General features: G+C 72.2%; 12 protein-coding genes. 7 read left to right on the top strand and 5 right to left on the bottom strand.

Going from position 1 to position 24,158, the window contains the following annotated elements:
- The first annotated feature begins 23 nt into the window (after window positions 1-23).
- From IE269_RS38900 to IE269_RS38875, 6 genes are all read left to right on the top strand, one after another.
- Window positions 24-4,409, top strand: coding sequence for an SDR family NAD(P)-dependent oxidoreductase (locus tag IE269_RS38900; RefSeq protein ID WP_474200937.1), 4,386 nt, complete (start codon window positions 24-26; stop codon window positions 4,407-4,409).
- A gap of 77 nt (window positions 4,410-4,486) precedes the next feature.
- Window positions 4,487-8,689, top strand: a complete 4,203-nt coding sequence (locus tag IE269_RS38895) for a non-ribosomal peptide synthetase (RefSeq protein WP_189828058.1) — start codon at window positions 4,487-4,489, stop codon at window positions 8,687-8,689.
- Window positions 8,690-8,718: 29 nt separating this feature from the next.
- Window positions 8,719-12,111: a non-ribosomal peptide synthetase gene (locus tag IE269_RS38890; RefSeq protein WP_189828057.1), complete on the top strand. Its 3,393-nt coding sequence runs from the start codon at window positions 8,719-8,721 to the stop codon at window positions 12,109-12,111.
- A 4-nt stretch (window positions 12,112-12,115) separates the two neighbouring features.
- Window positions 12,116-13,687 carry a GMC family oxidoreductase gene (locus IE269_RS38885; RefSeq protein WP_189828056.1) on the top strand — a complete coding sequence of 524 codons (1,572 nt, stop codon included), beginning with the start codon at window positions 12,116-12,118 and terminating at the stop codon, window positions 13,685-13,687.
- On the top strand, window positions 13,675-14,499 hold the full coding sequence (locus IE269_RS38880; RefSeq protein WP_189828055.1) for a thioesterase II family protein: 825 nt from the start codon (window positions 13,675-13,677) through the stop codon (window positions 14,497-14,499). Before IE269_RS38885 ends, IE269_RS38880 begins: the two co-directional genes overlap by 13 nt.
- Window positions 14,496-18,473 (top strand): non-ribosomal peptide synthetase, encoded by a 3,978-nt coding sequence (locus tag IE269_RS38875; protein ID WP_189828054.1) that lies wholly within the window; start codon window positions 14,496-14,498, stop codon window positions 18,471-18,473. Before IE269_RS38880 ends, IE269_RS38875 begins: the two co-directional genes overlap by 4 nt.
- A gap of 89 nt (window positions 18,474-18,562) precedes the next feature.
- On the opposite strand, the gene IE269_RS38870 is transcribed toward IE269_RS38875, so the two are convergent.
- Genes IE269_RS38870 through IE269_RS38860 form a run of 3 tightly spaced genes read right to left on the bottom strand, consistent with a single transcriptional unit; the run spans window position 18,563 to window position 21,287 of the window.
- Window positions 18,563-19,426, bottom strand: a complete 864-nt coding sequence (locus IE269_RS38870) for an ABC transporter permease (protein ID WP_189828053.1) — start codon at window positions 19,424-19,426, stop codon at window positions 18,563-18,565.
- 18 nt (window positions 19,427-19,444) lie between these two features.
- Window positions 19,445-20,302: an ABC transporter permease gene (locus tag IE269_RS38865; RefSeq protein ID WP_189828052.1), complete on the bottom strand. Its 858-nt coding sequence runs from the start codon at window positions 20,300-20,302 to the stop codon at window positions 19,445-19,447.
- Window positions 20,295-21,287, bottom strand: a complete 993-nt coding sequence (locus IE269_RS38860) for an ABC transporter ATP-binding protein (RefSeq protein WP_189828051.1) — start codon at window positions 21,285-21,287, stop codon at window positions 20,295-20,297. Before IE269_RS38860 ends, IE269_RS38865 begins: the two co-directional genes overlap by 8 nt.
- Window positions 21,288-21,419: 132 nt before the next feature.
- Between IE269_RS38860 and IE269_RS38855 the strand changes: the two genes are divergently transcribed.
- Entirely contained in the window at window positions 21,420-22,130 is a 711-nt protein-coding gene (locus tag IE269_RS38855) for a TetR/AcrR family transcriptional regulator (RefSeq protein ID WP_189828050.1), read from the top strand.
- Window positions 22,131-22,173: 43 nt separating this feature from the next.
- On the opposite strand, the gene IE269_RS38850 is transcribed toward IE269_RS38855, so the two are convergent.
- Complete coding sequence (locus IE269_RS38850; RefSeq protein WP_189828049.1) at window positions 22,174-23,370, bottom strand: macrolide family glycosyltransferase; 1,197 nt, start codon at window positions 23,368-23,370, stop codon at window positions 22,174-22,176.
- A 1-nt stretch (window position 23,371) separates the two neighbouring features.
- Window positions 23,372-24,157 (bottom strand): class I SAM-dependent methyltransferase, encoded by a 786-nt coding sequence (locus tag IE269_RS38845; protein ID WP_189828048.1) that lies wholly within the window; start codon window positions 24,155-24,157, stop codon window positions 23,372-23,374.
- Between the last annotated feature and the right edge of the window lies 1 nt (window position 24,158).

Here is a 24,158-nt window from a genome sequence, read left to right as displayed (position 1 = left end):
TGGGTGGGCGTCGGCGTGCGGGGGTGTCGGCGTTCGGGATCAGTGGGACGAATGCGCATGTGATTGTGGAGGAGGCACCGGAGTCTGTCGCGGATAAGCGGGGGGATTCGGTTTCGGGGCGTGAGGTGATTTCCGTCGCGGAAACAGGGCGGAATACGGGCTGGGATTCTGGTGCGGATTCGGGGCTGGTGGGGTGGTGTGTTTCTGCGGCGTCCGGGGTGGCATTACGGGCGCAGGCGGCACAGCTGCGGGTGTTCATGGAAGAGCACCCCGAAGCGTCACCGGCCGAGGTGGGGTGGTCGCTGGTGTCGACGCGGTCGCTGTTCGACCACCGGGCGGTCGTGGTGGGGGAGGACCGGGCGGAACTCCTCACCGGACTCGAGGCACTCGCCCGGGGCGAACAGGCTCCGCAGTTGGTCCAAGCCGATCCCGGTCGAGGCAGGACGGCGTTCCTCTTCTCCGGGCAGGGGTCTCAACGGCCGGGAATGGGCGCCGAGTTGTACCGTACGTACCCGGTCTTCGCGGAGGCCCTGGACGAGATCTGCGGTCACTTCGACGCACTTCTCGGCCGCTCTCTGCGCGAACTGGTGTTCGCGTCGCCGGGATCGGACGAGGGGCAGTTGCTCCATCGCACGGGCTTTGCGCAACCCGCCCTGTTCGCCTTGGAGACCGCCCTCTACCGCCTGGTGCGGTCGCTCGGGGCGGCCCCCGACTTCCTGATCGGCCACTCGGTGGGCGAGATCAGCGCGGCACACGCCGCCGGAGTCCTCACGCTGGCCGACGCCTGCAAGCTGGTCGCCGCCCGCGCCCGGCTGATGGAAGCGGCACCCGACTCCGGCGGCATGATCGCCGTCGAGGCGGACGAGGAGGAGATCCGCGGGTGCATCGGCGAGTTCGACGGAAGTGTCGCCGTCGCAGCGGTCAACTCACCGCAGTCCGTGGTCATTTCGGGCGAGCGCCCGACCGTGGAGAAGGTCGCCGCCTACTGGGAGGCTCAGGGGCGACGCACCACCACGCTGCGGGTGAGCCACGCCTTCCACTCGGCCATGATGGACGGAGTCCTGGCGGAGTTCCGCGCCGTGGCCGAGACGGTCTCCTTCGCCCCGCCGCGTATCCCCGTCGTCTCCAACGTCACCGGTCGGCCCGCCACCGCCGGCGAACTGTGCACCGCGGACTACTGGGCCCGCCAACTGCGCAACACCGTCAGGTTCATGGACGGCGTCAGCAGTCTGCTCGCCGAGGGGGTCACCACCTTCGTCGAACTCGGCCCCGACGCCACCCTCACCGCCCTGGCCGAGGCCTGCGTCGCGGGCAACGGGCCCACGCCGACCCTCACGTCCGTACTGCGGCGCGACCGGCCCGAGGCACGCACCCTGGCGACGGCCCTCGCCGAGGCCCACGTGGCCAACTCCACCGTGGCACGCCCCCTCCTGGGCTGCGACGCCACGCAGACGCAGGTCGACCTGCCGACGTACCCCTTCCAGCGCACCCGGTACTGGCTGGAGGCCAAGGCCACCGTCCGCCGCCCGTCCGCCGGCCGGGAGCCGGAGCCTTCCACGGGGCACCCGTTGCTCGGTACACCCGTGGAGGTCGCCGGTACCCGCGAGCGGTGGTTCGGCGGGCAGCTCTCGGCCGATCGCCCCTGGCTCGTACGCGACCACCGCGTCCTCGGCAGGTCCGTGCTGCCCGGCAGCGCGATGGTCGAATGGGCGCTGGCCGCGGCCCGGACGACGGCCCGGATGGAGAGCACCGCGTGGACGCTGCGGGACCTGACGTTCAACGCCTTCCTGCCCCTTCCGGACGACGGAACCCCGATCACTGTGCAGGCGGCCGTGCAGGCCACCACGCACAACACCCATCAAGTGCACTGCTACAGCAGGGACTTCGCGGGCAGCGCGGCAGGGGTGGGCGACTGGACCGAGCACGCCACCGTGGGCAGCGTCGGCCCCGGCGAACGGCCCCGCCCCGTACCCGGGCACCTCACCGGACCCACCGAGCCGACGACCGAACTGCCCACCGGTCCCTTCTACGACTCCTTCCGCCGGACGGGCCTCGACTACGGCCCTCCCTACCGCGCCCTGCACAGCCTCCGGCGCGACGGCGACCGGGCGACGGGGCTCGTCGTCGCCGACGAGGCGGCCCGGGACCAGGACGCCTACCTGCTGCACCCGGTCGTCCTCGACGCCTGCTTCCAGCTGGTCGGAGCCTTCCTCGCCGAGGACACCGCGCCGCATGTTCCCGCGGCCGTCGACCGGATCGACGTGTACGGGGCTCTCCCGGCCCGGGTCGTCTGCCGGGCCCGACGGCACGACACCACGGTCCCGGGAAGCATCACCCTGGACCTGGAGGTGTCCGCCGAGAGCGGGGAAGTCCTGGTCACCGTCGAGGGACTGCTCTTCCGCGCGGTGCCCCGGTCCGCCCTCGCCCCGGCGGCCCCCGCCCCGCGCCGCTACACACGCGGCTGGCAGCCCCGGCCGGACCTGCCGGTGACGCCCGTCGCCCCACGGGACGGGGACGGTGCGTGGCTGGTCTGTGGAACCGACCCCCGGGCGGCCGAGGACTGGTGCGAGAGGCTGTCCGCCCTCGGCGTCCCGGCCACCGCAGTGGCCATCGGTGCGCAGGCACCGCGACCGGAATCCGGCACGCTCCACGTCGACGCCGGGTCGGCCGACGACGTACCGCAGGTGCTCGATGCGGCACGCGGCGGGACCGAGCGGCCCCTTGCCGGGCTCATCCTCCTCGCGGACGCAGCGGACGCAGCGGACGCACCGGGCGACGACGCGACCGTCGGGAGCACGTACGAACTGGCCCGTCGGAGCACGGCCGTGCTCGCGGGCTTCCTGCGCGGCTCCGCAGCCGAGAACCCCACCGTCGTCCTGTGCTCCACGGGAGGCGACGGACCTGCGGACGTGCATGCGGCTCCCGACCCCGCCCAGTCCGTCCTGTTCGCCCTCACCCGGTCCGTCGTCGCCGAGTACCCGGACCTGACCTGCGTACAGGTCGACCTCGAACCGGGTGCCGAGGCCCCGGACCCCGGCGAGCTGCTGGGACACCTGGCAGCACTCGGCGGGCCGGGCCATCTCGCCGTACGCGAAGGACGCTGGTACGAACTGCGCCTGCGCGAAGAGGAGACAGCCGGAACGCCGACGGCCGTCGCACCGCACGACGAAGCAGCGACACCGGACGCGCACCAGACCGCCGCACACCAGGCCGCCACGCGCCCCGCGCTGCCCGTCCGCGACGGCGCTTCGTACCTGATCACCGGCGGACTGGGCGGCCTCGGCCTGGCCACCGCCTCCTGGCTCGCCGAACGGGGAGCCGCGTGCCTCCTGCTCGTCGGCCGTACGCCGACCGCTGCCGTGCCGCCCGAGGTGACGGCGCTGCGGTCGCGCGGAGTGCGCGTCGAACTCCTGCCCGCGGACATGGCGAACACCGCCGACGTCGAACGGGTCCTGGCGTACGCACAACGCGAACTGCCGCCCCTGCGCGGGGTGGTGCACGCTGCCGGAGTCACGGGCGAGAGCGTGCTGGAGCAGACCGACTGGTCGCAGCTCAGCCGGGTGCTGGACCCGAAGGTCAAGGGAGCCTGGAACCTCCACCACCACACACACGGTCTGGACCTGGACTTCTTCGTCCTCTACTCGGCCTTCGGCGCCACCACCGGACTGGCCGGACAGCCGGGCTACCTCATGGCCAACGCGTTCCTGGACGCCCTGGCCGCCCTGCGCAGGCACCAGGGCCTGCCCGCGCTGAGCGTGGGCTGGGGGACCTGGGCGGACACCGGAATGGCGGCGGGGGCGGGCCTCGTGGAGCGGTTCGCCGAAGCCGGCCTGCCGGGAATGCAGACCGCCGAGGCCCTGGACGCCCTCGGCCGCATCCCTGCGGACGGTCCCGCCTGGGTGGCGCTGGCCGCCGTCGACTGGCAGCGGTACGACACCGCGAACCCGCGGCCGCACCCCGACACCCTGCTCGCCGACCTGCGCGGGCCCGCGGCCTCGCCGGACGACGGAACGATCACCGCCGACCCCGGTACGGCGAGCGCCCCGGGCGCAGTCCCCGACCTCGCCGCCCTCGCCCTCGACCGGCCCGAGGAAGCCCGGGAGGACGTCCTGGAACGCCTTCTGGACCTGGTGGTCGTGCTGCTGGGGATGTCCACGAAGGAACGGGACGCGATGCTCCCCACCTTCCGGCACAAGCACCTCAACGAGCTCGGCTTCGACTCGCTGTCCACGATCAGGCTCCGCAACCGGCTGCGCGCCGACCTCTGCGCCGACGTGCCTGCCGACTTCCTCTTCGGAGGAGGCACGGCCGACGAGATCGCCGAGCTGATCTGCCGTCAGCTGACCGCCAGGAGCGTCCTCGCCGGCGACGACGAGCCGGACGACGACACCGAGGTGCTGACGCTGTGACCGGCGTGACGCCCCCGCCCCGCCCGGAAGCGGGCACCCCCCTCGAACCGTCGTCCGACGGACAAGGAGAAACCGCGGTGGACCAGAGCGGAACCCCATCGGTCACCATCCTGCTCGACGACCTCGCCCGGGCCGGCATCCGGCTCCGGCTCGCACCGGACAACCGGATCGAGGTGAGCGCCCCCAAGGGAGCGCTCACCACCGACCTCCGCGAACGCCTCGGCAGCCAGAAACAGGGACTCATCGCCTGGCTCGGCAGCGCCCGCATCCGCCGGGAGGAGGACTTCGAACTGCCCGTCGTCACACCCGACCCGGAGAAGCTGTACGAGCCGTTCGCTCCGTCGGACCTCCAACTGTCGTTCATCATGGGCGGCAAGGAGGGGTTCGAGTACTACGTACGGCCCCACCAGTACATGGAGTACGACCTGGCCACCGCCGACCCCGCACGTCTGGAGGAGGCGCTCAACCAGGAACTGCACCACCAGCGCCGGAACCTGGTCGTGGTCCGCGAGGACCTGCGGCTCCAGACGGTCCGCGACCCGGAGCCCGCCCGGATCGAGGTGTACGACGTCCGGCACGCCGACGAGACCGCCGCCGAGGAGCACGTCGAGCGGGTCCGCGACGCGATGAAACGCCAGGAACCCGTGCACGACCGCTGGCCCTGGGTGGACATGCGGATCAGCCTGCTGCCCGACGGCACCGCCAAGCTCCACTACAACAACAACAACCTCTTCAGCGACGCCCCCGCGACCCTGGGCTTCATCAGCGCGGTCCTACGTCGCTACGAGAACCCGGGGGAGACCCCGCCCGAACTGGAGATCAGCTACCGGGACTGCGTGCTCGCCCTGGCCGAGCTGGAGGAGTCCCCGCTCGGACAGGCCTCCAAGAAGTACTGGACCGACCGGTTGGCCGACTGGCCGTCCGCACCGGAACTGCCGCTCGCGGCGGGCGCCGACCCGCGCCGGCGCTCGCACCTGGTGCGGCGGGAGATGCTCTTCCCGCCCGACGTCTGGGGGTCCCTCAAGAAGAAGGCCGCCGCCCGCAACCTCACCACGACGAACGTGCTGTGCGGTGTGCACGCGGAGGTGCTGGCGTACTGGAGCGGGTCCCGCCACTTCCTGCTGAACAACATGATCACCCACCGTCTGCCCCTCCACCCGCAGATGAGCGAGGTCTTCGGGAACTTCGCCTCCCTCTACCCGCTGGAGGTCGACTGGCGGCACGAGGAAGGCTTCGAGAGCCGCGTCCGCCGCCTCCAGACGCAGGTGCTCGCCGACGTGGAACACGTCTACTGGAGCGGGGTGAAGGTGCTCCAGGCGCTCAACCAGCACCGCCGCACCACCGGCAGGGCCGTCTGCCCGTACGCGGTCGGCAGCGCACTGTTCGTCGGAGCGGCCGACCGCCTCGTGCACAGCCTGCTGGAGACCCCGCAGACCCTCATCGACTGCGAGTTCTGGGACCTGCGGGACGGCAGTCTCTGGGTCATCTGGGACGTCATCGAGGACATGTTCCCGCCGGGGCTCATCGACGCCATGGAAGCGGGCTACCGCAGCATCGTCACCCAGCTCGCCGAGAGCGAAGAAGCCTGGCAGCAAAGGGCGTTCGCACCGCTCCCCGAGGCACAGCGGACCCGGCGCGGCGAACTCAACGCGCCGGCCCGGCCGGTGCCGCCGGGCCTGCTGCACGACTCCCTGGCCCGGCACGCGGCGAGCCGTCCCCACCGGCCCGCCCTGGTGACGGCCGACCGCACCCTGGGATACGGCGAACTCTTCGAAGCCGCCGCGCGGACCGCACGCGCACTGCACTCCCTCGGCGTTCCGCCGGGCTCCCTGGTGGCCGTCGCCGCACCGCCGGGCCCGGCACAGGTCGTGTCGGTACTGGGCACCCTGACCGCCGGGGCCGCCTATGTGCCGCTCGACCCCGACTGGCCGGCCGACCGGCTCCGCTACCTCCTCAAGGACACCGACGCCGCAGCCGTCCTCACCACCGCGGACCGCCGCCACGCCCTCGCCGCGCTGACCGACGTATCCGTGCTCGCCGTCGACGAGCAGGAACCGGGACCCGACCACGAGGCACCGCCGACGCCGGCGCACCACCGGCAGCCGGACGACCTCGCCTACGTCATCTACACCTCGGGCTCCACCGGCCGCCCCAAGGGCGCCATGCTGGACCACCGGGGACCGCTCAACACCGTCACCGAGATCAACCGACGCTTCAAGATCACCGCGGACGACGTGCTGTTCGGCATCTCGTCGCTGTGGTTCGACCTGTCCGTCTACGACATCTTCGGCGCACTGGAAGCGGGCGCGTCCCTGGTCCTCGCGGAGCCCGGGCGGCCCGACCCGGCGGCCTGGACCCGCACGGTCCTCCACCACGGGGTGACCGTCTGGAACTCCGTACCCGCCCTCATGCAGCTCTTCGTGGAGGAGGCCGAGGCCACCGGACTGGAGTTCCCGTCACTGCGCACGGTGCTGCTCAGCGGCGACTGGATTCCGGTCGGACTCCCCGACCGGCTGCGCGCGGTCGCGCCCAACGCCCGGGTGATCAGCCTCGGCGGCGCCACCGAGGCGTCCATCTGGTCCATCTGCCACCCCGTCGACCGCACCGACCCGCAGTGGACGAGCATTCCGTACGGGAAACCGCTCGCGAACCAGAGCTGGTACGTCCGCGACTCCGTCGGCCGGGAGGTCCCCGACTGGGTCACCGGACAGCTCTACATCGGCGGCGCGGGCATCGCCCTCGGATACCTCGGGGACGCGGAGAAGACCGCGTCGGCCTTCGTCCGCCACCCCGACACCGGCGAGCGGCTGTACCGGACCGGCGACCTCGGGCGGCGACTGCCCGACGGAGACATCGAGTTCCTCGGCCGGATGGACTTCCAGGTCAAGATCCAGGGCTTCCGGGTCGAACCCGGCGAGATCGAGCACGCGCTGGCCGGCCTCCCGGACGTCGGCCAGGCCGCCGTCGTGGCCCGCACGACGGACTCCGGCAAGCAGCTGGCGGCCTACGTGACCGCCAAGGAGGGCCGTCCCGTGCCGGACCCGGCCGCCGTGCGCGCCGCCCTGGCCGAGCAACTGGTGGGCTACATGGTGCCCAGCCACGTGGCCGTGCTCGACGCCCTGCCGCTGACCTCGAACGGCAAGGTGGACCGCAAGGCCCTGGAGCTGCGGAGCCCGGCACAGGCGGGCGGCGCCCGGCTCCCCGCCGCACCGCGGACCGCCACCGAGCGACTCCTGCTGGAGATCTGGCAGTCCGTACTGGGACTCGCCCCCCTCGGTGTGCACGACGACTTCTTCGACCTGGGCGGCCAGTCCTTCACCGCACTGCGGGTGATCGGGCAGATCGCCCGGCGACAGGGACGGCGCGTCCCGCTCGGCACCCTGCTGGAACACTCCACCATCGCCGCACTCGCCGACTGGCTCGACACCCGGCCCGCCGACTGGACACCGCTGGTGCGGCTGAGGTCCACCGACAACGACGCGAACCCCTGGTTCTTCGTCCACCCGGCAGGCGGCAACGTCCTGTGCTACCGCGCCCTGGCAGAGGCGCGCGACCGCCCGTTCTTCGCGTTCCAGGCCCCCGGCCCCGCCACCGGCCAGGCCCCGGTGGCAAGCGTCCCGGAGCTCGCCGCGCTCTACGTCGCCGCCCTGACGCAGGCCAGGCCGCACGGCCCGTACCGGATCGGCGGCTGGTCCTCGGGCGCGGTGATCGCCGCCGAGGTCGTCCGGCTGCTGGAGGCGCGCGGCGACCGCGTCGAGCGGCTCGCGGTCGTCGACTCGCCCGCCCCCACGGCCCCGCACGCACCGGCCGACGAGGCACAGCTGCTGCTCTGGTTCCTGGAGGACCTCGACCTCGGCTTCGACCCGCACGCCCCCGGCGCGGCGGCACTGACCGGCCCCGAAGGCCCCGCACCGGCCGAGCGGCTGCGCCACGCGCTGGAAGCCCTGCGCGAACGCGGCCTCGCCACCGGCCTCGACCCCGACGAACTGGCCGACACCTTCACGGTGTTCCGCGCCGTGGTCGACGGCTGCGACCGCCACACCGCCTCCCCCGTAGCGGCCGACATCACCGTGCTGCGGGCCAGGGACGGACAGGTCAGCGAATTCGCCGACCACCCCTGCGCGGACGCCCCCGACTGGGGCTGGGCCGCACTGACCACCGGTGCCCTGGACGTCCTGACCGTTCCCGGCACCCACCACACACTGCTCGCCGGCGCGTCGGTGGAAACCGTCGCCGCCGCCCTGGACGGCACCGCGCGCGGCGAACGGCCCGTCCGGTGAACGCGGCAGGCAACGGAGGAGGACGCACAGTGACGGAAGACCTGCTCGGCGAACTGCACCGGCGCGGCATCAAACTGCGCCTGACCGACGGCCGGCTGAACGTGGTGGCCCCGGCAGGCGCATTGACGCCGCAGCTGAGGGACGAACTGCGCAACCGGCGCGACGAACTCCTCGCGATGCTCTCGCACACCACGACCAGCGAGGAACCCGACCGGCTCGAACCCCGGCCGGCCGACCGCCACCAGCCCTTCCCCCTCACCGACATCCAGCACGCCTACTGGGTCGGCCGCGGCTCCGCGGTCGAACTCGGCGGGGTCTCCACCCACATCTACTTCGAGCTCGAACGCGAAGGGCTCGACCAGGACCGGCTGGAGAGCAGCCTGCGCGCGGTGATCGCCCGGCACGACATGCTGCGCGCGGTCATCGGCCACGACGGCATGCAGCGCATCCTGCCCGAGGTGCCCGCGTACCGGATGGCCGTCACCGACCTGCGCGGACTCGTACCGGAGAAGCAGGAGCGGGAGATCTGCAACCTCCGCGAGGAGATGGACCACCAGGTGCTGCCCGCGGACCGCTGGCCGCTCTTCGACATACGGGCCACCCGGCTCGACGACACCGTCCTGCGCCTGCACATCAGCCTCGACACCCTGATCCTCGACGGCTACAGCATGTACCTGCTGTTCCGGGACTGGCGCCGCTTCTACGAGAACCCCGACTGGTCGCCGGAACCGCTGGACCTCTCCTACCGCGACCACGTGCTCGCCGAAGTGCGGGCCCAGCAGGGCGACCGCTACCGCGAGGCCGAGAAGTACTGGACCGACCGGCTGCCCGAACTGCCGCCCGCACCGGCCCTGCCGCTCGCCGTGCGGCCCGGCACGATCGGCCGGCCCGTCTTCGGACACCGCGGGGGACGGCTGCCCGCCGCGCAGTGGTCGGCCGTCAAGGACTCCGCGCGGCGGCTCGGGATCACACCGTCCGCCGTACTCCTGACCGCCTACGCGGACGTCCTGCGGACCTGGTCCGCCGAGCCGGACTTCACGCTCGACCTCACCCTGTTCAACCGTCCGCAGTCCCACCCGCGGATGGGCGAACTCATCGGCGACTTCACGTCCGTGAACCTCCTCGCGGTGCCCGCGCGGCCCGGCGAGGCGTTCGACGCCCGGGCCCGCCGCCTCCAGCAGCAGCTCATGCGGGACATGGAGCACGCCGAGTTCAGCGGGGTACGGGTGATGCGCGAACGCTCCCGCCGTGAGGGCGGCGGGCCCGGCGCGTCCATGCCGGTCGTCTTCACCAGCGCGCTCGTGCTGGGGACCGGCGAGGCGGACCCCTCCGACGGCATCCGGTTCTTCGGCGAGGAGAAGTACGGCATCACCCAGACGCCCCAGGTGTGGCTGGACCACCAGGTGACCGAGGAGCGCGGCGACCTGCTGTTCAACTGGGACGCCGTCGAGGACCTGTTCCCCGCCGGCCTGCTGGACGACATGTTCGCCGCCTACCGTGCCGTCCTGGACCGGCTCGCCTCGGACCCCGCCTCCTGGGCCGATCCGTCGACGGGCCCGGAACCGCCCGCCCGCCAGCTGGCGGAGCGCCGCGCCGCCAACGACACCGCCGCCGCGATCCCGGCCCGCACCCTCGGTGAACTCGTCGTCTCCCGGGCCCGCACCTGCCCCGACGCGACTGCGGTGATCGACGAGCACGGCGCACACACCTACCGCGAAGTCCTGGAACGCGCCGCCCGCCTGGCCCACCGGCTGGTCCAACTGGGCGCCGCCCGCGACACGTTGACCGGCGTCGTCCTCCACCGGGGCGTCGAGCAGGTCGTCGCCGTCCTCGCCGTCGCCCTCTCCGGCAGCGCCTACCTGCCGGTCGCCCCCGACTGGCCCACCGCCCGGCGCCACCAACTGCTGGAGCGGGGCGGTGCACGCATCGTGGTGACGTCCCCCGAGGCGCGCGACACACTCGCCTGGCCCGACGGCGTCCGCCCGGTCACCGAGGCCGACCCCGAGGTGCGGGCGGCGGACACCGCTCCGCCACAGGTCGACGTCCGCCCCCGGGACCTGGCCTACGTCATCTTCACCTCCGGGTCGACCGGGCAGCCCAAGGGCGTGATGATCGACCACCGGGCCGCGGCCAACACCCTCCAGGACCTCAACGACCGCTTCGCGGTCGGCCCGTCCGACCGCGTGCTCGCCCTGTCCGCGCTGAGCTTCGACCTCTCCGTCTACGACGTGTTCGGCACCCTCGCCGCCGGAGCGGCAGTGGTCGTGCCCGCGCAGGACCGCGGCCACGACCCCCTGCACTGGGACGAGTTGGTGCGCCGCCACGGCGTCACCGTCTGGAACTCCGTACCCGCGCTGATGCAGGCGTGGACCGAGGCCCGTGCCGACCGGGAACCCGGCGGCGACTCCCCGGTCCGGCTGGTCCTGCTCAGCGGCGACTGGATACCCGTGGCCCTGCCCGGGACCGTACGTACCCAGCATCCCGGAGCCCGGGTGATCAGCCTGGGCGGGGCCACCGAGGCGTCCATCTGGTCCGTGCACCACCCCATCGAGGACGTCCCGCCGCACTGGACCCGCATTCCGTACGGCAAGCCGCTGGCCAACCAGACGCTGCACGTGCTCGACCGCAACCTCGCACCCTGCCCGGTGTGGACCACGGGCGAGATCTGCATCGGCGGGGTCGGAGTGGCCCGAGGGTACTGGGGGGATCCCGGACTCACCGCCGAGCGCTTCGTCGTCCACCCCGGGACCGGTGAACGGCTCTACCGCACCGGAGACCTGGGCCGCTATCTGCCGGGCGGGGACATCGACTTCCTCGGGCGTGCGGACTTCCAGGTGAAACTCAACGGCTACCGCATCGAGCTCGGCGAGATCGAGGCGGCGCTGCGCACCGCTCCCGGCGTCGCCGACGCCCTGGTGGGAGTCGAGAGCAACCCGTCGACCGGCAGGCGCCAGCTGGTCGCCCACCTCGTGCCCGAGCACACCGAGAACCCCGAGCACGCGAACACCACCGCCGTCGAGGGCGTGCGCGACGTCGTCGAGCGGCTCCTGCCCGGCTACATGGTTCCGCACCACTTCCTGCGCATCGACGCGGTCCCCTTGAGCAGCAACGGCAAGGTCGACCGGAGCGCCCTGCCGACCCCCTGGGCCGAGTTGGCACCCCAGCAGCAGACCGCGCCGCGTGACGCACTCGAAGAACGCCTGCTGGCGATGTGGACGGAAGTGCTCGAACGCGACGACTTCGGCGTCGACGACAACTTCTTCGAACTGGGCGGCGACTCGCTGCACGCCGTACGCATCCTGACGATGATCCGCCAGGAGACCGGCCTCGAACAGGCCACCGAGGAGGACCTGGGGATGCTCTTCGACCACCCCACCATCGCCGAACTCGCCGGCCTGCTCACGGGACCACGGAAGCAGTGACACCATGACGGGAACCGATCGCAGCGGCGCCGCGCACGACACGGTGCACACCGACGGGCACTGGGACGAGGTGATCGTCGGCGCCGGGTCCGCGGGCGCGACGCTCGCCGGGCGGCTCTCCGAGGACCCCGGCCGCCGGGTCCTGCTGCTGGAGGCCGGACCGGACGAGGGCGGCGCCGTCCCCGGCTCGCCCGACAACCCCGTTCTCTCGGGCGCCAATTGGGACCACAGCGCCTATGTGGCCCAGGAGTCCGAGGACGGCCGCCGCTACCCGTACGTGGTGGGCAGAACCGTCGGCGGCTCCTCCGCCGTCAACGGAGCCCTCGCCCTGCGCGGGCTGCCCGGCGACTTCGACGCCTGGGCGGCCGCAGGCAACCCCGCCTGGTCGTGGGAGCAGGTGCTGCCCCACTTCGTACGGATGGAGACCGACCACGACGTCAAGGGCCCCGAGCACGGCGGCGACGGACCGCTCCCGATCCGCAGGCAGCCGCCGGACGCGTTCGGGCCGCTGACCGCCGCCTTCCTGCGCGCCTGCCACAGCCTCGGCGTGGCAGGCGTGGCCGACCTCAACGCGGCCGACTGCCGCACCGGAGCCGGACCCGTCCCGCGCAACGAGTGGCAGGGACGGCGGATCTCGACGGCCGACGCCTACCTGGGCCCCGCCCGCAACCGCCGCAACCTCACGGTGGCCGGCCACCGCACCGTCACCCGGGTCCTGTTCGACGGCGACCGGGCCATCGGCGTGGAGGCCGTCGCCGACGGCCGGACGGTACGCATCGGCGCCGACCGGGTGACGCTGTCGGCCGGGGCCATCGGCACCCCCGTCGTCCTGCTGCGCTCCGGTGTGGGACCGGCCGACGCCCTGCGCCGGCTGGGCATCCGGCCGGTCGCCGACCTGCCCGGAGTGGGCGCGAACCTCATGGAGCACCCCATCGTCGCCCTGTGGGGGATCCCCGACGCCGGCTGCTGCCGCCCGGGGGAGCCGATGCACCAGGCCCTGGCCCGGGTGTCGAGCGACGGCGGCCCGCCCGACCTCAACCTGACCCTGGTCAACAGCGTCTGCGACCTCGACGTCCCCGTCATGCGGGGCGTCCTGCGCGGACGGACCGGATGCGCCCTGCACGCCTGCCTGCTGACCCCCCGCTCCCGGGGTTCCGTCACCCTGCGGGGCACCGGACCCGACGCCCGGCCCGTCATCGAACTCGGGCTGCTCTCCGATCCGTGGGACGTCGAACGGCTCATGACGGGCGTGCGGATGCTGTGGCGGATGGTCCGCGGCAGCCACCTCGCACCGCTGCTGGAGCGGGTGTTCCTGTGGACCGACCGGACGGTGGAGAACGAGGCCATGCTGCGCCGCGCCGTCTCCCGCTTCGTCTGCCCCTCCTGGCACCCGGCCGGGACCGCCGTGATGGGCCCGGCCGCCCGCCGCACGGCGGTCGTCGACGAACGGTTCGGCGTTCACTCGCTGAACGGACTGCGCGTCGTCGACGCCTCCGTGATGCCGACCATGCCGAGCGCACCCACCAACCTCACCACGATCATGCTCGGCGAGAGGGCGGCGTCATGGAGCACCTAGCAGCGGGTCTCCGCACCGGACGCACCGGAGCGCAGCCCGCTCCCCACAACGCCTGGTGCGTACGGTGGGCGGCCAGCGAAGAGGCTCCGGTACGGCTGTTCTGCCTGCCGCACACGGGCGGCGGGGCGGCCCTGTACCGGGCCTGGGCACAGCGACTGGCCCCGGCCGTCGACGTCGTGGCGATCCGGCTGCCCGGCCGCGAGAACCGCTTCCGCGAAACCCCGCACCGCCGGCTCGACACACTCGTCGACGCACTGGCCAACGCGGTGGAGCCCCTGCTGGACCGGCCGCACGCCTGGTTCGGCCACAGCATGGGCGCGCTGATCGCCCACGAACTGAGCCACACGCTGCGCGAGCGCGGGCTGCGCGAGCCCGGCCGGCTGCTGGTGTCCGGCCGCCGGGCCCCGCACCTGCCCTCGCGCCAACCACGGGTGCACGACGCACCGACGCCCGACCTCGTGGCCCACCTGAGGGAGCTGAACGGCACTCCCGCCGCGGTCCTGGACAGCCCCGCGGCCCTCGCGGCACTGCTGCCCATGGTCCGGGCCGACTTCGCCGTGTCGGAGACGTACCAATGGCGTGCCCGGCGCCCCCTGGACTGCCCGGTGTCGGTCCTCGGCGGACGCGACGACGCCCTGACGACACCGGCCGAACTGGCGGGCTGGCGCGAGAGTACGGCCGGGACCTGCGAGATCCGGATGTTCGACGGCGGCCACTTCTACCTGCACGAGGAGGCCCACGAGCAGGTCCTGGCGGCACTCGCCGCCGAACTGCCGCTGCTGGGCCCCGTATTCGCTGGGAGGCGACCGTGAACGCGCACCGACCCGACCCCGACGACGCCCGGCCCGCCGCCGACACGGAGTTCCCGCTGACCGACCTCCAGGAGGCGTACCTGGTCGGCTCCAGCCCGCTGATGGAACTCGGCGGATTCCGGCCGGTCCTCTACACCGAGATCGACCTGGTGGGGTTCGACCCCGAGCGGGCGGCACGCGCCGTCGACGCCCTGATCGCCCGCCACGAGCCCCTGCGGACCGTGATCACGCAAGAGGGCGTCCAACGGGTCTGCGACACCGGCGAACTCCCCCCGTTCCGCCTGCACTTCGAGGACCTCACGGGACTGCCGGCGCGCGAACAGGAGGCGCACCTGTCCCGCACCCGCGAACGGATGCGGGACCAGGGCCCGGCCCCCACCGACTGGCCACTGTTCGAGATCACCGCCCACCGCATCCGGCCGCACCGCACCCGCATCCACTTCGCCATGAGCCTGCTGCTTCTCGACGCGGCGAGCACCCGCCTGCTCCAGGACGAGTGGTGGCAGCTCCAGCAGGACCCGGACGCCGCCCTCGCGCCGGTGCCCGGCACGTTCCGCACCTGTGTGCGGGCCCGTGACGCACGGACGGACACCGAGGACGGCCGGGCGCAGTGGAACTACTGGGAGGCACGGCTCGACTCGCTGCCGCCCGCCCCCCGGCTGCCGCTCGCCCGCCCGGCCGGGAGCATCGAGTCCGGCCGCCTCACCCGGCGTTCGGTCCGGCTGAGCCGTGAGCAGTGGCAGCGGTTCTGCGCCACCCTGCGCGCCCACCGGGTGCTCCCCACGACCGGCCTGCTGCACGTGTACGCCGAGGTCCTCGGGTCCTGGGCGGCCGACCCGGCGTTCTGCCTCAACGTCCTGCACCAGAACTGGGTGCTCCGGCACTCCGAAGCGGCGGGCGTCGTCGGCCAGTTCAGCGCCACCCTGCCCCTGGAGGTCGACCTGGCGCAGGACGAGGACTTCTTCGCCCGCGCGGCCCGGCTCCAGAAGAGGCTCTGGAAGGACCTGGAACACTCCGACGTCAGCGCGATCCGGGTCACCCGGGAGCTGGCGGCCCGCCGCGGCTGGACCTCGCGGGCCTCGCTGCCGTACGTCTTCAACAGCATGCTGGGCCCGGCGCGGCGGCCCGCGAAGGGCCGAGGAGTGTGCCGACAGCTGAACACCGCGCTGCGCACCCCCCAGGTCCTGATCGACCAGCAGGTCATGGGAGCCCCCGACGGAGGAGTCGAGTGCGTGTGGGACATCGTCGACGACGCGTTCCCCGCAGGGCTCCCCGACGCGATGTTCGACGCCTACCGCACCCTGCTGGAGTCCCTGACGTCGCCGAACGCGGCGCAGTCCGCACCCGAACTCCCGGGCGCGGCACACCGGGAGCTGGTCGAGACGCTGAACCGGCCGACGCAGGCCCCGCCCCGCGGACGGCTGGAGGACGGCTTCCTCGCGCGGGCCGCACAACGCCCGTCCGGCCCGGCGATCCTGACGGCGCACCGCACGGTCACCTACGGCGAACTGGAGGCGGTCTCCCGGGCCGTCGCGGTGTGGCTGGGCGACCGGGGGATCGGCCGCGGCGACGTGGTGCCCGTCGTCATGGACAAGGGCTGGGAGCAGGTCGCGGCCGTGCTCGGCGTACTGCGCAGCGGCGCCGCGTACTGCCCCGTGTCCGCCGCCCTGCCCGCCGGACGCATCGGGCAACTGCTCGACGCCACGGACGCCCGGGCCGCACTGTGCCAGTCCCACCGGACACCGGAGGGGGACCTCGCCGGGCGACTGCCCGTGCTGTACGTCGACCAGGTCGAGGCCACCGACCGGGTCCCCGAGGCGCCGCGGGGCGACGTCGGTGAACTGGCCTACGTCATCCACACCTCGGGTTCCACCGGCACCCCCAAGGGCGTCATGATCGACCACGCCGCCGCCCTGAACACCGTCGCCGACCTCAACCGGCGACTGCGTCTGGTCTGCGACGACCGGGTGTTCGGCATCTCCTCCCTCAGCTTCGACCTGTCGGTCTGGGACGTGTTCGGCACCCTGGCGGCCGGTGCCGCACTCGTGCTGCCGCAGGCCGGCGAGCACCCCGACCCCGAGGCATGGGCCGATGCGGCACGCGCGAACCGCGTCACCGTCTGGAACTCCGTGCCGGCCCTCGCCGAGATGCTGGTCGAGGTCTTCGCGGGCCGGCCGGGCACCCAGCCGCCGCCCCTGCGGGCCTTCCTGCTCAGCGGGGACTGGATCCCCACGTCGCTGCCGGACCGGATGCGCGCGCTCTGGCCCGACGTGCGGGTGCTGGGACTGGGCGGCGCCACGGAGGCGTCCATCTGGTCGAACATCTTCGAAATCGACCGCGTCGACCCCGCCTGGCGGAGCATTCCGTACGGGAGGCCGCTCAGCGGGCAGACCATGCGGGTGCTCGACCACGCCATGGAGGTCAGGCAGCCGTGGGCGACCGGCCGCATCCACATCGGCGGCGCGGGAGTGGCGCAGGGCTACGCCAAGGACCCCGGGCGCACCGCCGAGCGGTTCGTCCGGCACCCGCGCACGGGTGAACGCCTGTACTGGACGGGCGACTTGGGCCGCTACTGGCCCGACGGCACCATCGAATTCCTGGGCCGCGAGGACCGGCAGGTCCAGATCCAGGGCTTCCGGGTGGAACCCGGCGAGGTGGAGGCCGCGCTGCGCAGCCATCCGGCCGTGGGGGAGTGCGCCGTCACGACGGCCGGTGCGCCGGACCGGCCCCGGCTCGTGGCCCTGGTGGTCGCCGCCGACGGCGCTGTGGCACGGGCCGCGGACGTCCGGCGGCACCTGCGGGAACACCTGCCGTCGTACATGGTCCCGGGGGACCTGCGGATCGTGGAACGGCTGCCGCTGACCGCCAACGGCAAGGTCGATCCCGCACGGGTGGAAGAGGCGGCGGTGCGGGACGTGCCGCTGCCGGGCACGCCGGTCCCGGACGACAAGGTGTCCCGCCGCGTCGCCGAACTCTGGGAGGAACTGCTGGAGGCGGGCCCGGTCGGCCCGGACAGCGACTTCTTCGCCCTGGGCGGCAACTCCCTGCTGGCGCTGCGCCTGGTCACCCGGGTCCGCGCGGAGCTCGGGGCGGAGATCCAGTTCGGCCGGATCTTCGAGTCCCCGACCCTGCGGGAGTTCACCGGGGCCGTGCACGGCGACGCCCGCCCGGTCTCCTGCGCCGTACGCCTCTCCGAAGGAAGGGAGGTCGGCGGGCCCGGGCTCGTCCTCTTCCATCCGGTGGGCGGCTCGGTCACCAGCTATCTCCCGCTGGCCCGTTTCTGGCCGGGGCCGGTGCTCGCGTTCCAGAGCCGCCAACTCGTGGAGGGGGAAGCCGAGTCGGCTGCACCGGACCTGGAGTCGATGGCCGCCGCCTACCGGGAGGAGCTGCTGGCCCTGGTGCCCGAGGGGCCCTACCTGCTGGGCGGCTGGTCGATGGGCGGTGTGCTGGCGTACGAGGTGGGCCGTCGGCTGAGCGCCGAGGGCCACGACTGCCGGGTGTTCATGATCGACAGCCTGGTGGGGGAGGGCCGGTCGCCGCGGACCGTGGCCGAGGGTTACTTCGAGTTCCTGGCCGATCTGGCCGGCGGCCGTCCCCCCGCCGGCCTGGCGCAGGAGCTGCGCCGGGCCGGTGCGGGGGACGAGGCGGGCGCGGCCAGGGACGCGGCGATCAGGCACGGGCTGCTCCCTCCGGAGATCGGTGGCGAGGAATTCGCGAGGCTGGCCGGTACGCACGCCCACAACCTCGCGGTGCTGGGCGGACATCGCCCCGGCCCCTGCGAAGTGCCTGCCCTGCTGTTCGTCGCGGGGACGGGGCAGGGGGACTCGCAGGGGCCGGGCGCCGACTGGCGGGCGCTGTGCCCGCGGACCGAGGTGGAGGTCCTGGAGGGGGACCACTACTCGATCGTGTCAGACGGCGGGCTCCGGACCATCGGAGAACGGGTCGGTCGCTGGCTTGCCGTCGCGGGGGATTGAACGGCGAGGCCGAGGCAACGGGCACCGTGCTCCGAGGCCCGGAGGTCTGGGGGCCCTCGGCCGGTCGGTACCGGCCGAGGGCGTGCCGGTCAGTACCGGCCGAGGGTTCCCCGGCGCTTGGCGACCCGCTCCAGGCGGCCGAAGAGGACCACACCGATCCCGATGAGCACGACGGGCTGGAGGATCACCCACCACAGGCCCCACCCGGTGGTCAGGCCGAGCAGTGAGTCACCGCCCACGAGGATGTCGCGGATGGCCTCCAGGCCGGGCGCGATCGGTACGAGCAGCCGGCTGAGGAACGCCGTCACGTCCGGCATGTTGCTCAGCGGGACGAAGGTGCCTCCCGCGATGAACCACACGGCCATCGAGAACTGCGTGATGATCTGGATGCGCTTGTACACCAGCGTCAGGCCGCAGAGGATCAGCGCGAGTCCGCAGGTGCCCAGGACGATGGACGCGACGGGCAGCAGGATCTGTACGTCGAAGGGGGTGTCCCCGCCCCGCACCTCGATGGTGATCACCCCCACCAGCAGGACGGCCAGCGCGCTCGGCAGCGCCGAGACGACGGCCGCCACCTGCCGTCCGAGGATGAGGGTCCAGGAGGGCAACGGGGTGAGGTACGTCTGTTCCAGCACGCCGGACTGCATGTCGCCGAGGTAGCTCCAGAAGGCCCGGTTCACCTGTTCGTGGATGAAGGTGAGCGAGACCATGCCGAGCAGGCCCGGCAGGAGGAACTCGTCGCGCAACTGCCCGCGTCCCATGAACAGGACGAGCAGCAGGAAGAAGACCGGGAAGGTGATCATCTGGATGACGACCTCGCGCCACCCGGCCCTGAAGTTCAGCAGGCCCTTGTGCACTTCGTTGCGGAAGCCGTTGAAGTAGGTGGCGGCGCCCGGGCGTTGCGCGATGTTCGCCGGGGCTGCGCGGTCGGCTGTCGGAGTGAGCGTCGTCATGATCGGTCACCGCTCGTTTCAGTACTGGCCGAGCCGGCCGTCACGCACGGCGCGGCGGTGGTTTCGGGAGAAGAGCCATCCTCCGAAGAGGACGAGCGCAAGGGTGTAGGCGAGCAGCCACGGCAGCGTTCCCTCGGACCAGATGTCCCCGAGGGACTTCCCGTCGAAGAGCACCTTCGTGGTCGCCTCGACCCCCAGCGTGGTCGGCAGGAACCGGGCCACCACCGCCAGCCAGTCCGGGTAGAGCGCGAGCGGCATCATCGAACCGTTCAGCAGGATGACCAGCGACGTGAACAGCGAGTGCAGCGCACCGACCATGGGCGAGCTGACGGCCACGGCGGCCAGCACGAAGGTGAACGCCAGCACGTTGACGACGACCAGCGCGTACGGCACCAGCGCGGCGGCGTTCAGCGGAATCGTCACGCCCGTCACCAGCATCGGTACGAGCGTGGCGACCACGGCCACCGCGAGACCCGCCAGGGATGCGGTGACCAGCCGGCCCAGCATGAAGACCCAGGGCGGCGCGGGCGACATCTGGCTCTGCGCGTACGTGCCGCCCCGCTTCTCTTCGACGAGGTCCGCCACCATCACCAGGCTGCCGTAGTGCAGGAACCAGTAGCCGCTGATGGCCACGAGCGTCTGCGGGATCAGCTCCCTGCGGAGCGTGCCCTGCCCCATCACGTACTGCATGCCCAGGTAGAGCACCGTACTGATGACCAGCATGATGATGTGGCCCATGGGGTGGGCCAGTTGGGACAGCAGCCCCTTGCGGACCTCGGCCCGCAGGATGCGCAGCGCGCTGAGCGGGGTCAGTTTCCAGTCCGTACGCACGGGCTGGACCGGCCGTACGACGGCGGGGGACGCGGTGCTAGTCATGGGCGGGCCCCTTGATGAGACCCATGAAGACGTCCTCCAGGTCCGGCTGGACCTGGGCGAGCGACTGCACCACGGCACGCTGGTCCCGCAGCCGGTCGACGAGGGTGTAGACCTCCTGCGGGTCGCTCACGCGGCCCGAGACGATCGTGGTGTCGTCGACCCGGCGGGCGGTGAAGTTCGGCGGGAGCGACAGTTCGGGCAGGTCGCCCTCGATGCGCACCTCGTACGCGTCCCGTTCGCGGAACTGGGACAGCAGCTGGTCGGTCGACATGTCCGCGATGACCTTGCCCTTGCGGATCACGGCCACCCGGTCGCAGAGTTCCTCGACCACGTTCATCTGGTGGGTGGTGAGCAGGACCGTCTTGCCGCGCTCCCGCGACAGGGTGCGGATCCACTCCATGACCGTACGGGTCGCCTCGACGTCCAGTCCGATGGTCGGCTCGTCCAGCAGCACGATGGGCGGGTCGGCGATCAGGGCGGCGGCCACGGCGACCTTCTGCTGCATGCCGCGCGAGTACCCGCCGACGCTCTCCTCGCGGCGCTCCCACAGGTCGAGGCCCTTGAGGAGCTCCTCGGCGCGGGCGGCGGCGTGGGCCGCGGTCATGCCCTTCAGCCGGCCGAAGTACAGCAGGTTCTGCCAGGCGGAGAGCGTCCAGTAGACGTTGCGCGAGCCCTCCAGGACCGCACCGAACTGCTGCATGGCCGCCGCCCGCTGACGGGTGACGTCGTAGCCGTTGAGCAGGGTCTTGCCCGAGGAGGCCGCGAGCAGCCCGGACAGGATCTTGATGGTCGTCGTCTTCCCGGCGCCGTTGGGACCTAAGAAGCCGAAGACCGTGCCGGCCGGGACCGACAGGGAGACGTTGTCGACGGACGGAGTGTCCGCGCCGCCGTAGGTCTTGGTGAGCCCGCTGATCTCGATTGCGGGCGTTGTCGTGACTGCTTCCGGCCGGCCGGAACCGGCGGGTGCCTGGGTTTGCGTACTCACATTCGCACCTTCATCGGGTAAACAGCGCTCCTAAACGAGAACGCTGTTCACTTTGCATGCGGTGTACTCTGGTGTCAAGGGTGTTCTCGTGGAATGCTTGCCGAAGGTCGGACCCGATGGAGTGGGCAACGGATGGCAACGAACTGGCGTGAGAAGCGGCGGGCCTCCGCCGTGGCGGAGATCAAGGAAGTTGCCCGGGAACTCCTGGTCAAGGGGGGCCCCGCAGCCATCTCCCTGCGTGCCATCTCACGGGAGGTGGGGATGACGCCCTCGGCGCTCTACCGGTACTTCCCGAACCTGGAGGCGCTGGTGGCGGGCCTGCGCAGCGACCTCTTCAAGGAGCTGGGGGAGGCCACCACCAAGGCGCGCGACAGCGTGCCCGACGGGGATCCGCTGCTGCGGATCATGGCGATGGCGCGCGCCTTCCGGGCCTGGGGGCTGGACCACCGGGCGGAGTTCGGCCTCATGCTCGGACCACCCCCGCAGAGCGGCGAAGACGGCCCCGACCCCGACGAGCCCGACTACGCCCCCGCGTGCGTGGGCGTCACCTTCCTGGCGGAGATCGCGGAGCTGGAGCGCCGCGGTGGCCTGCGGGTCCCGTCCGTCGAGCTCATCGAGGGCCGGCTCGCACCCGGACTCCGCGACTACCTCGACGGCCAGGAAGGGCTGGACCTGCCGGTCGTCTTCGCCTTCCTCGCCGTGTGGGCGAGGCTCTACGGCATCATCGCGATGGAGATCTTCGGGCACATGGCCTGGGCGGTGACCGACAGCGGCGCCCTCTTCGAGACCGAGCTGATCAACTTCGCCCAACAGCTTTCGGGCGCCGAATACAGCGGTTCCTGAGCCGGGTGGAGCCCGGCTCAGGAACCGCTGCGGACAGGTGCCGTCACGGACGTGCGGCGACCCCGCGTCCGGCGTGGGCAAGGATCTCGTCGGCCGCCCGCACGGCTCCGCCGGACGCGCGGATGTGCTCCTGAAGGTCCCGGGTCGCGGCCTGGACGCCGGGATCGGCCGCGATGTCCAGGACCGCGGCGCGTATCGCGGCGGTGGACGTCTCGTCCCGGCCGACCACGCGAGCGACACCGAAGTCCGCGAGCTGCTGCGCGAGCTTGTCCGCGGCGCCCAACTGGGGGAGCACCACCAGCGGGGTGCCCGCGTGCAGTGCCTGCATCACGGTCCCGGTTCCGCCGGAGCAGACGGTGAGGGCCGCGTGTGCGAGCACGGACTGGAACGGCAGCCAGGTGTGTGTCTCGACGTCCGGCGGCAAGGTCCCGATGTCGGCCGGGTCGACCCTGGGTCCCACCGCGACGACCACATGCCACGGCAGCCCCTCGAAGGCCGCGATGCACCTCCGGAACAGCTCGGGCTGCTGGTTGAAACTGGTGCCCAACGAGACCAGGGCCACCGGCTTCCCGCTCGACGGCGGCTGCCACGCCTCCTGCGGAGCCTCCGTGCGCAGGCAGGGTCCGACGAAGACGAACTTGTCGTCGGTCTCGGCATCGACGTAGCCGAACCTGCGCGGATAGAAGACGATCTTGAGGGCCTCGGGATCGCCCCTCAGCTGGTGGAAGGCCACGTCCGGATCCACCCCGTTCAGGGCCGCGTACCGCTGCATCTCGCCCAGGAGTTCGGTGTGGGCGGCCTCGCCGATGGCGGCCTGCGTGACGTGCTGGCTGACGCACCCCACCGGGAAGAGCCGTACCGCGGGCACCCGCCACTTCTCCCCGAGCAGTTCGCCGATCCACCGTACGAAGCCGTCGTAGACGACCGCGTCCGGGCGGTCGTTCGCGAAGTGGGCGTCGAACAGCGCGGTGGTGGCGATGCCCTCGCGCACCCCGCCCAGCAGGACCTTGGCCAGCCAGTTGTCCGTACCCGGCGGGAAATCGCGCTGCACGTCGATGGTGGACTCGTACGGAACGACGGTCGCGCCCGCCGACGCGACCTCCTCGGCGAACTCCTTGGTCGCCGGATAACTCACCCGGTGCCCCCGGCGGACCAGCTCCTCCACCACCGCGAGGGTGGGCGCCAGGTGCCCGGGCGCGGGGATGTTGAAGAAGGCGATGTGACGGCTTCGGCTGCCCATGTCAGGCCCGCCGGCCGCGGATGGAGACGAACTCGTGGCTGCGCACGACCATGTCGGGGTTGTGCATCAGGTCCTTGAGGAACAGGTCGATGTCGGCCGCGTCGAAGCCTGCCTCGATCATGGCGTCGCGCTTCTGGCTGACGTTGTTCTCGAACAGCCGGCAGCCGTAGCCGCCACCCGTCCAGCTCTCGTAGTGCCAGCGGGTGCGCACCTCGGTGAGGCCCGCGTCGAGCATGGTCCGGTGGACCTCGTGCCCCCAGCCGCCGTGCGTGTGACGGGCCGTCATCACGTCGTACAGACCGTCCAGCACCCGCTGGAAGACGGCGGCGTGGTGCTCGCTCGGCGCGGACACCACCTTGGGGGCCGAGCGGACGAACTCGCCCAGCAGCAGCCAGCCCCCCGGCTTCAGCGAACCGGCCAGCCTGTGCACGAACTCCACCCGGTTCTCCAGGTGATGGGTCAGCAGCCGGCCGTGGACGAGATCGAACGGGCCCTGCGCCGCCAACGGCTCGCCCGAGCTGAGGTCCTGCGTGTGAATCGTGATGTTGGGGCCCTCGGGCACCATGTGCGTGTCCTGGTCGACCGCATCGACACGGCCGGACTCGCCCGCGAGCTCCGACAGCATCCGCGTCACCGAGCCGCCCCCGGCGCCGACGTCGAGGAAGTGGCCGCCCGCAGCCGGCTGGATCTCGGCCAGTTCGCCGCGGGTGAAGGGGTCGAGGAACTCCTGGAGCGGAGTCAGCTGGGCGGGCACGTTGTGGAACACGTAGTCGGCGAGGTTGGTCATG

It is taken from the genome of Streptomyces spiroverticillatus (assembly GCA_014650415.1).
Classification (GTDB): Bacteria; Actinomycetota; Actinomycetes; order Streptomycetales; family Streptomycetaceae; genus Streptomyces; species Streptomyces spiroverticillatus.
Note: the sequence above shows the minus strand (reverse complement) of the source record. Positions and strands in the feature narration are given on the sequence as shown.

What these genes read in the sequence shown, in the direction of transcription:
- IE269_RS38885 (WP_189828056.1), top strand. Translation starts at nt 12,116, where the DNA reads ATGACGGGAACCGATCGCAGCGGCGCCGCGCACGACACGGTGCACACC.
- IE269_RS38880 (WP_189828055.1), top strand. Translation starts at nt 13,675, where the DNA reads ATGGAGCACCTAGCAGCGGGTCTCCGCACCGGACGCACCGGAGCGCAG.
- IE269_RS38870 (WP_189828053.1), bottom strand. Translation starts at nt 19,426, where the DNA reads ATGACGACGCTCACTCCGACAGCCGACCGCGCAGCCCCGGCGAACATC.
- IE269_RS38865 (WP_189828052.1), bottom strand. Translation starts at nt 20,302, where the DNA reads ATGACTAGCACCGCGTCCCCCGCCGTCGTACGGCCGGTCCAGCCCGTG.
- IE269_RS38855 (WP_189828050.1), top strand. Translation starts at nt 21,420, where the DNA reads ATGGCAACGAACTGGCGTGAGAAGCGGCGGGCCTCCGCCGTGGCGGAG.
- IE269_RS38850 (WP_189828049.1), bottom strand. Translation starts at nt 23,370, where the DNA reads ATGGGCAGCCGAAGCCGTCACATCGCCTTCTTCAACATCCCCGCGCCC.
- IE269_RS38845 (WP_189828048.1), bottom strand. Translation starts at nt 24,157, where the DNA reads ATGACCAACCTCGCCGACTACGTGTTCCACAACGTGCCCGCCCAGCTG.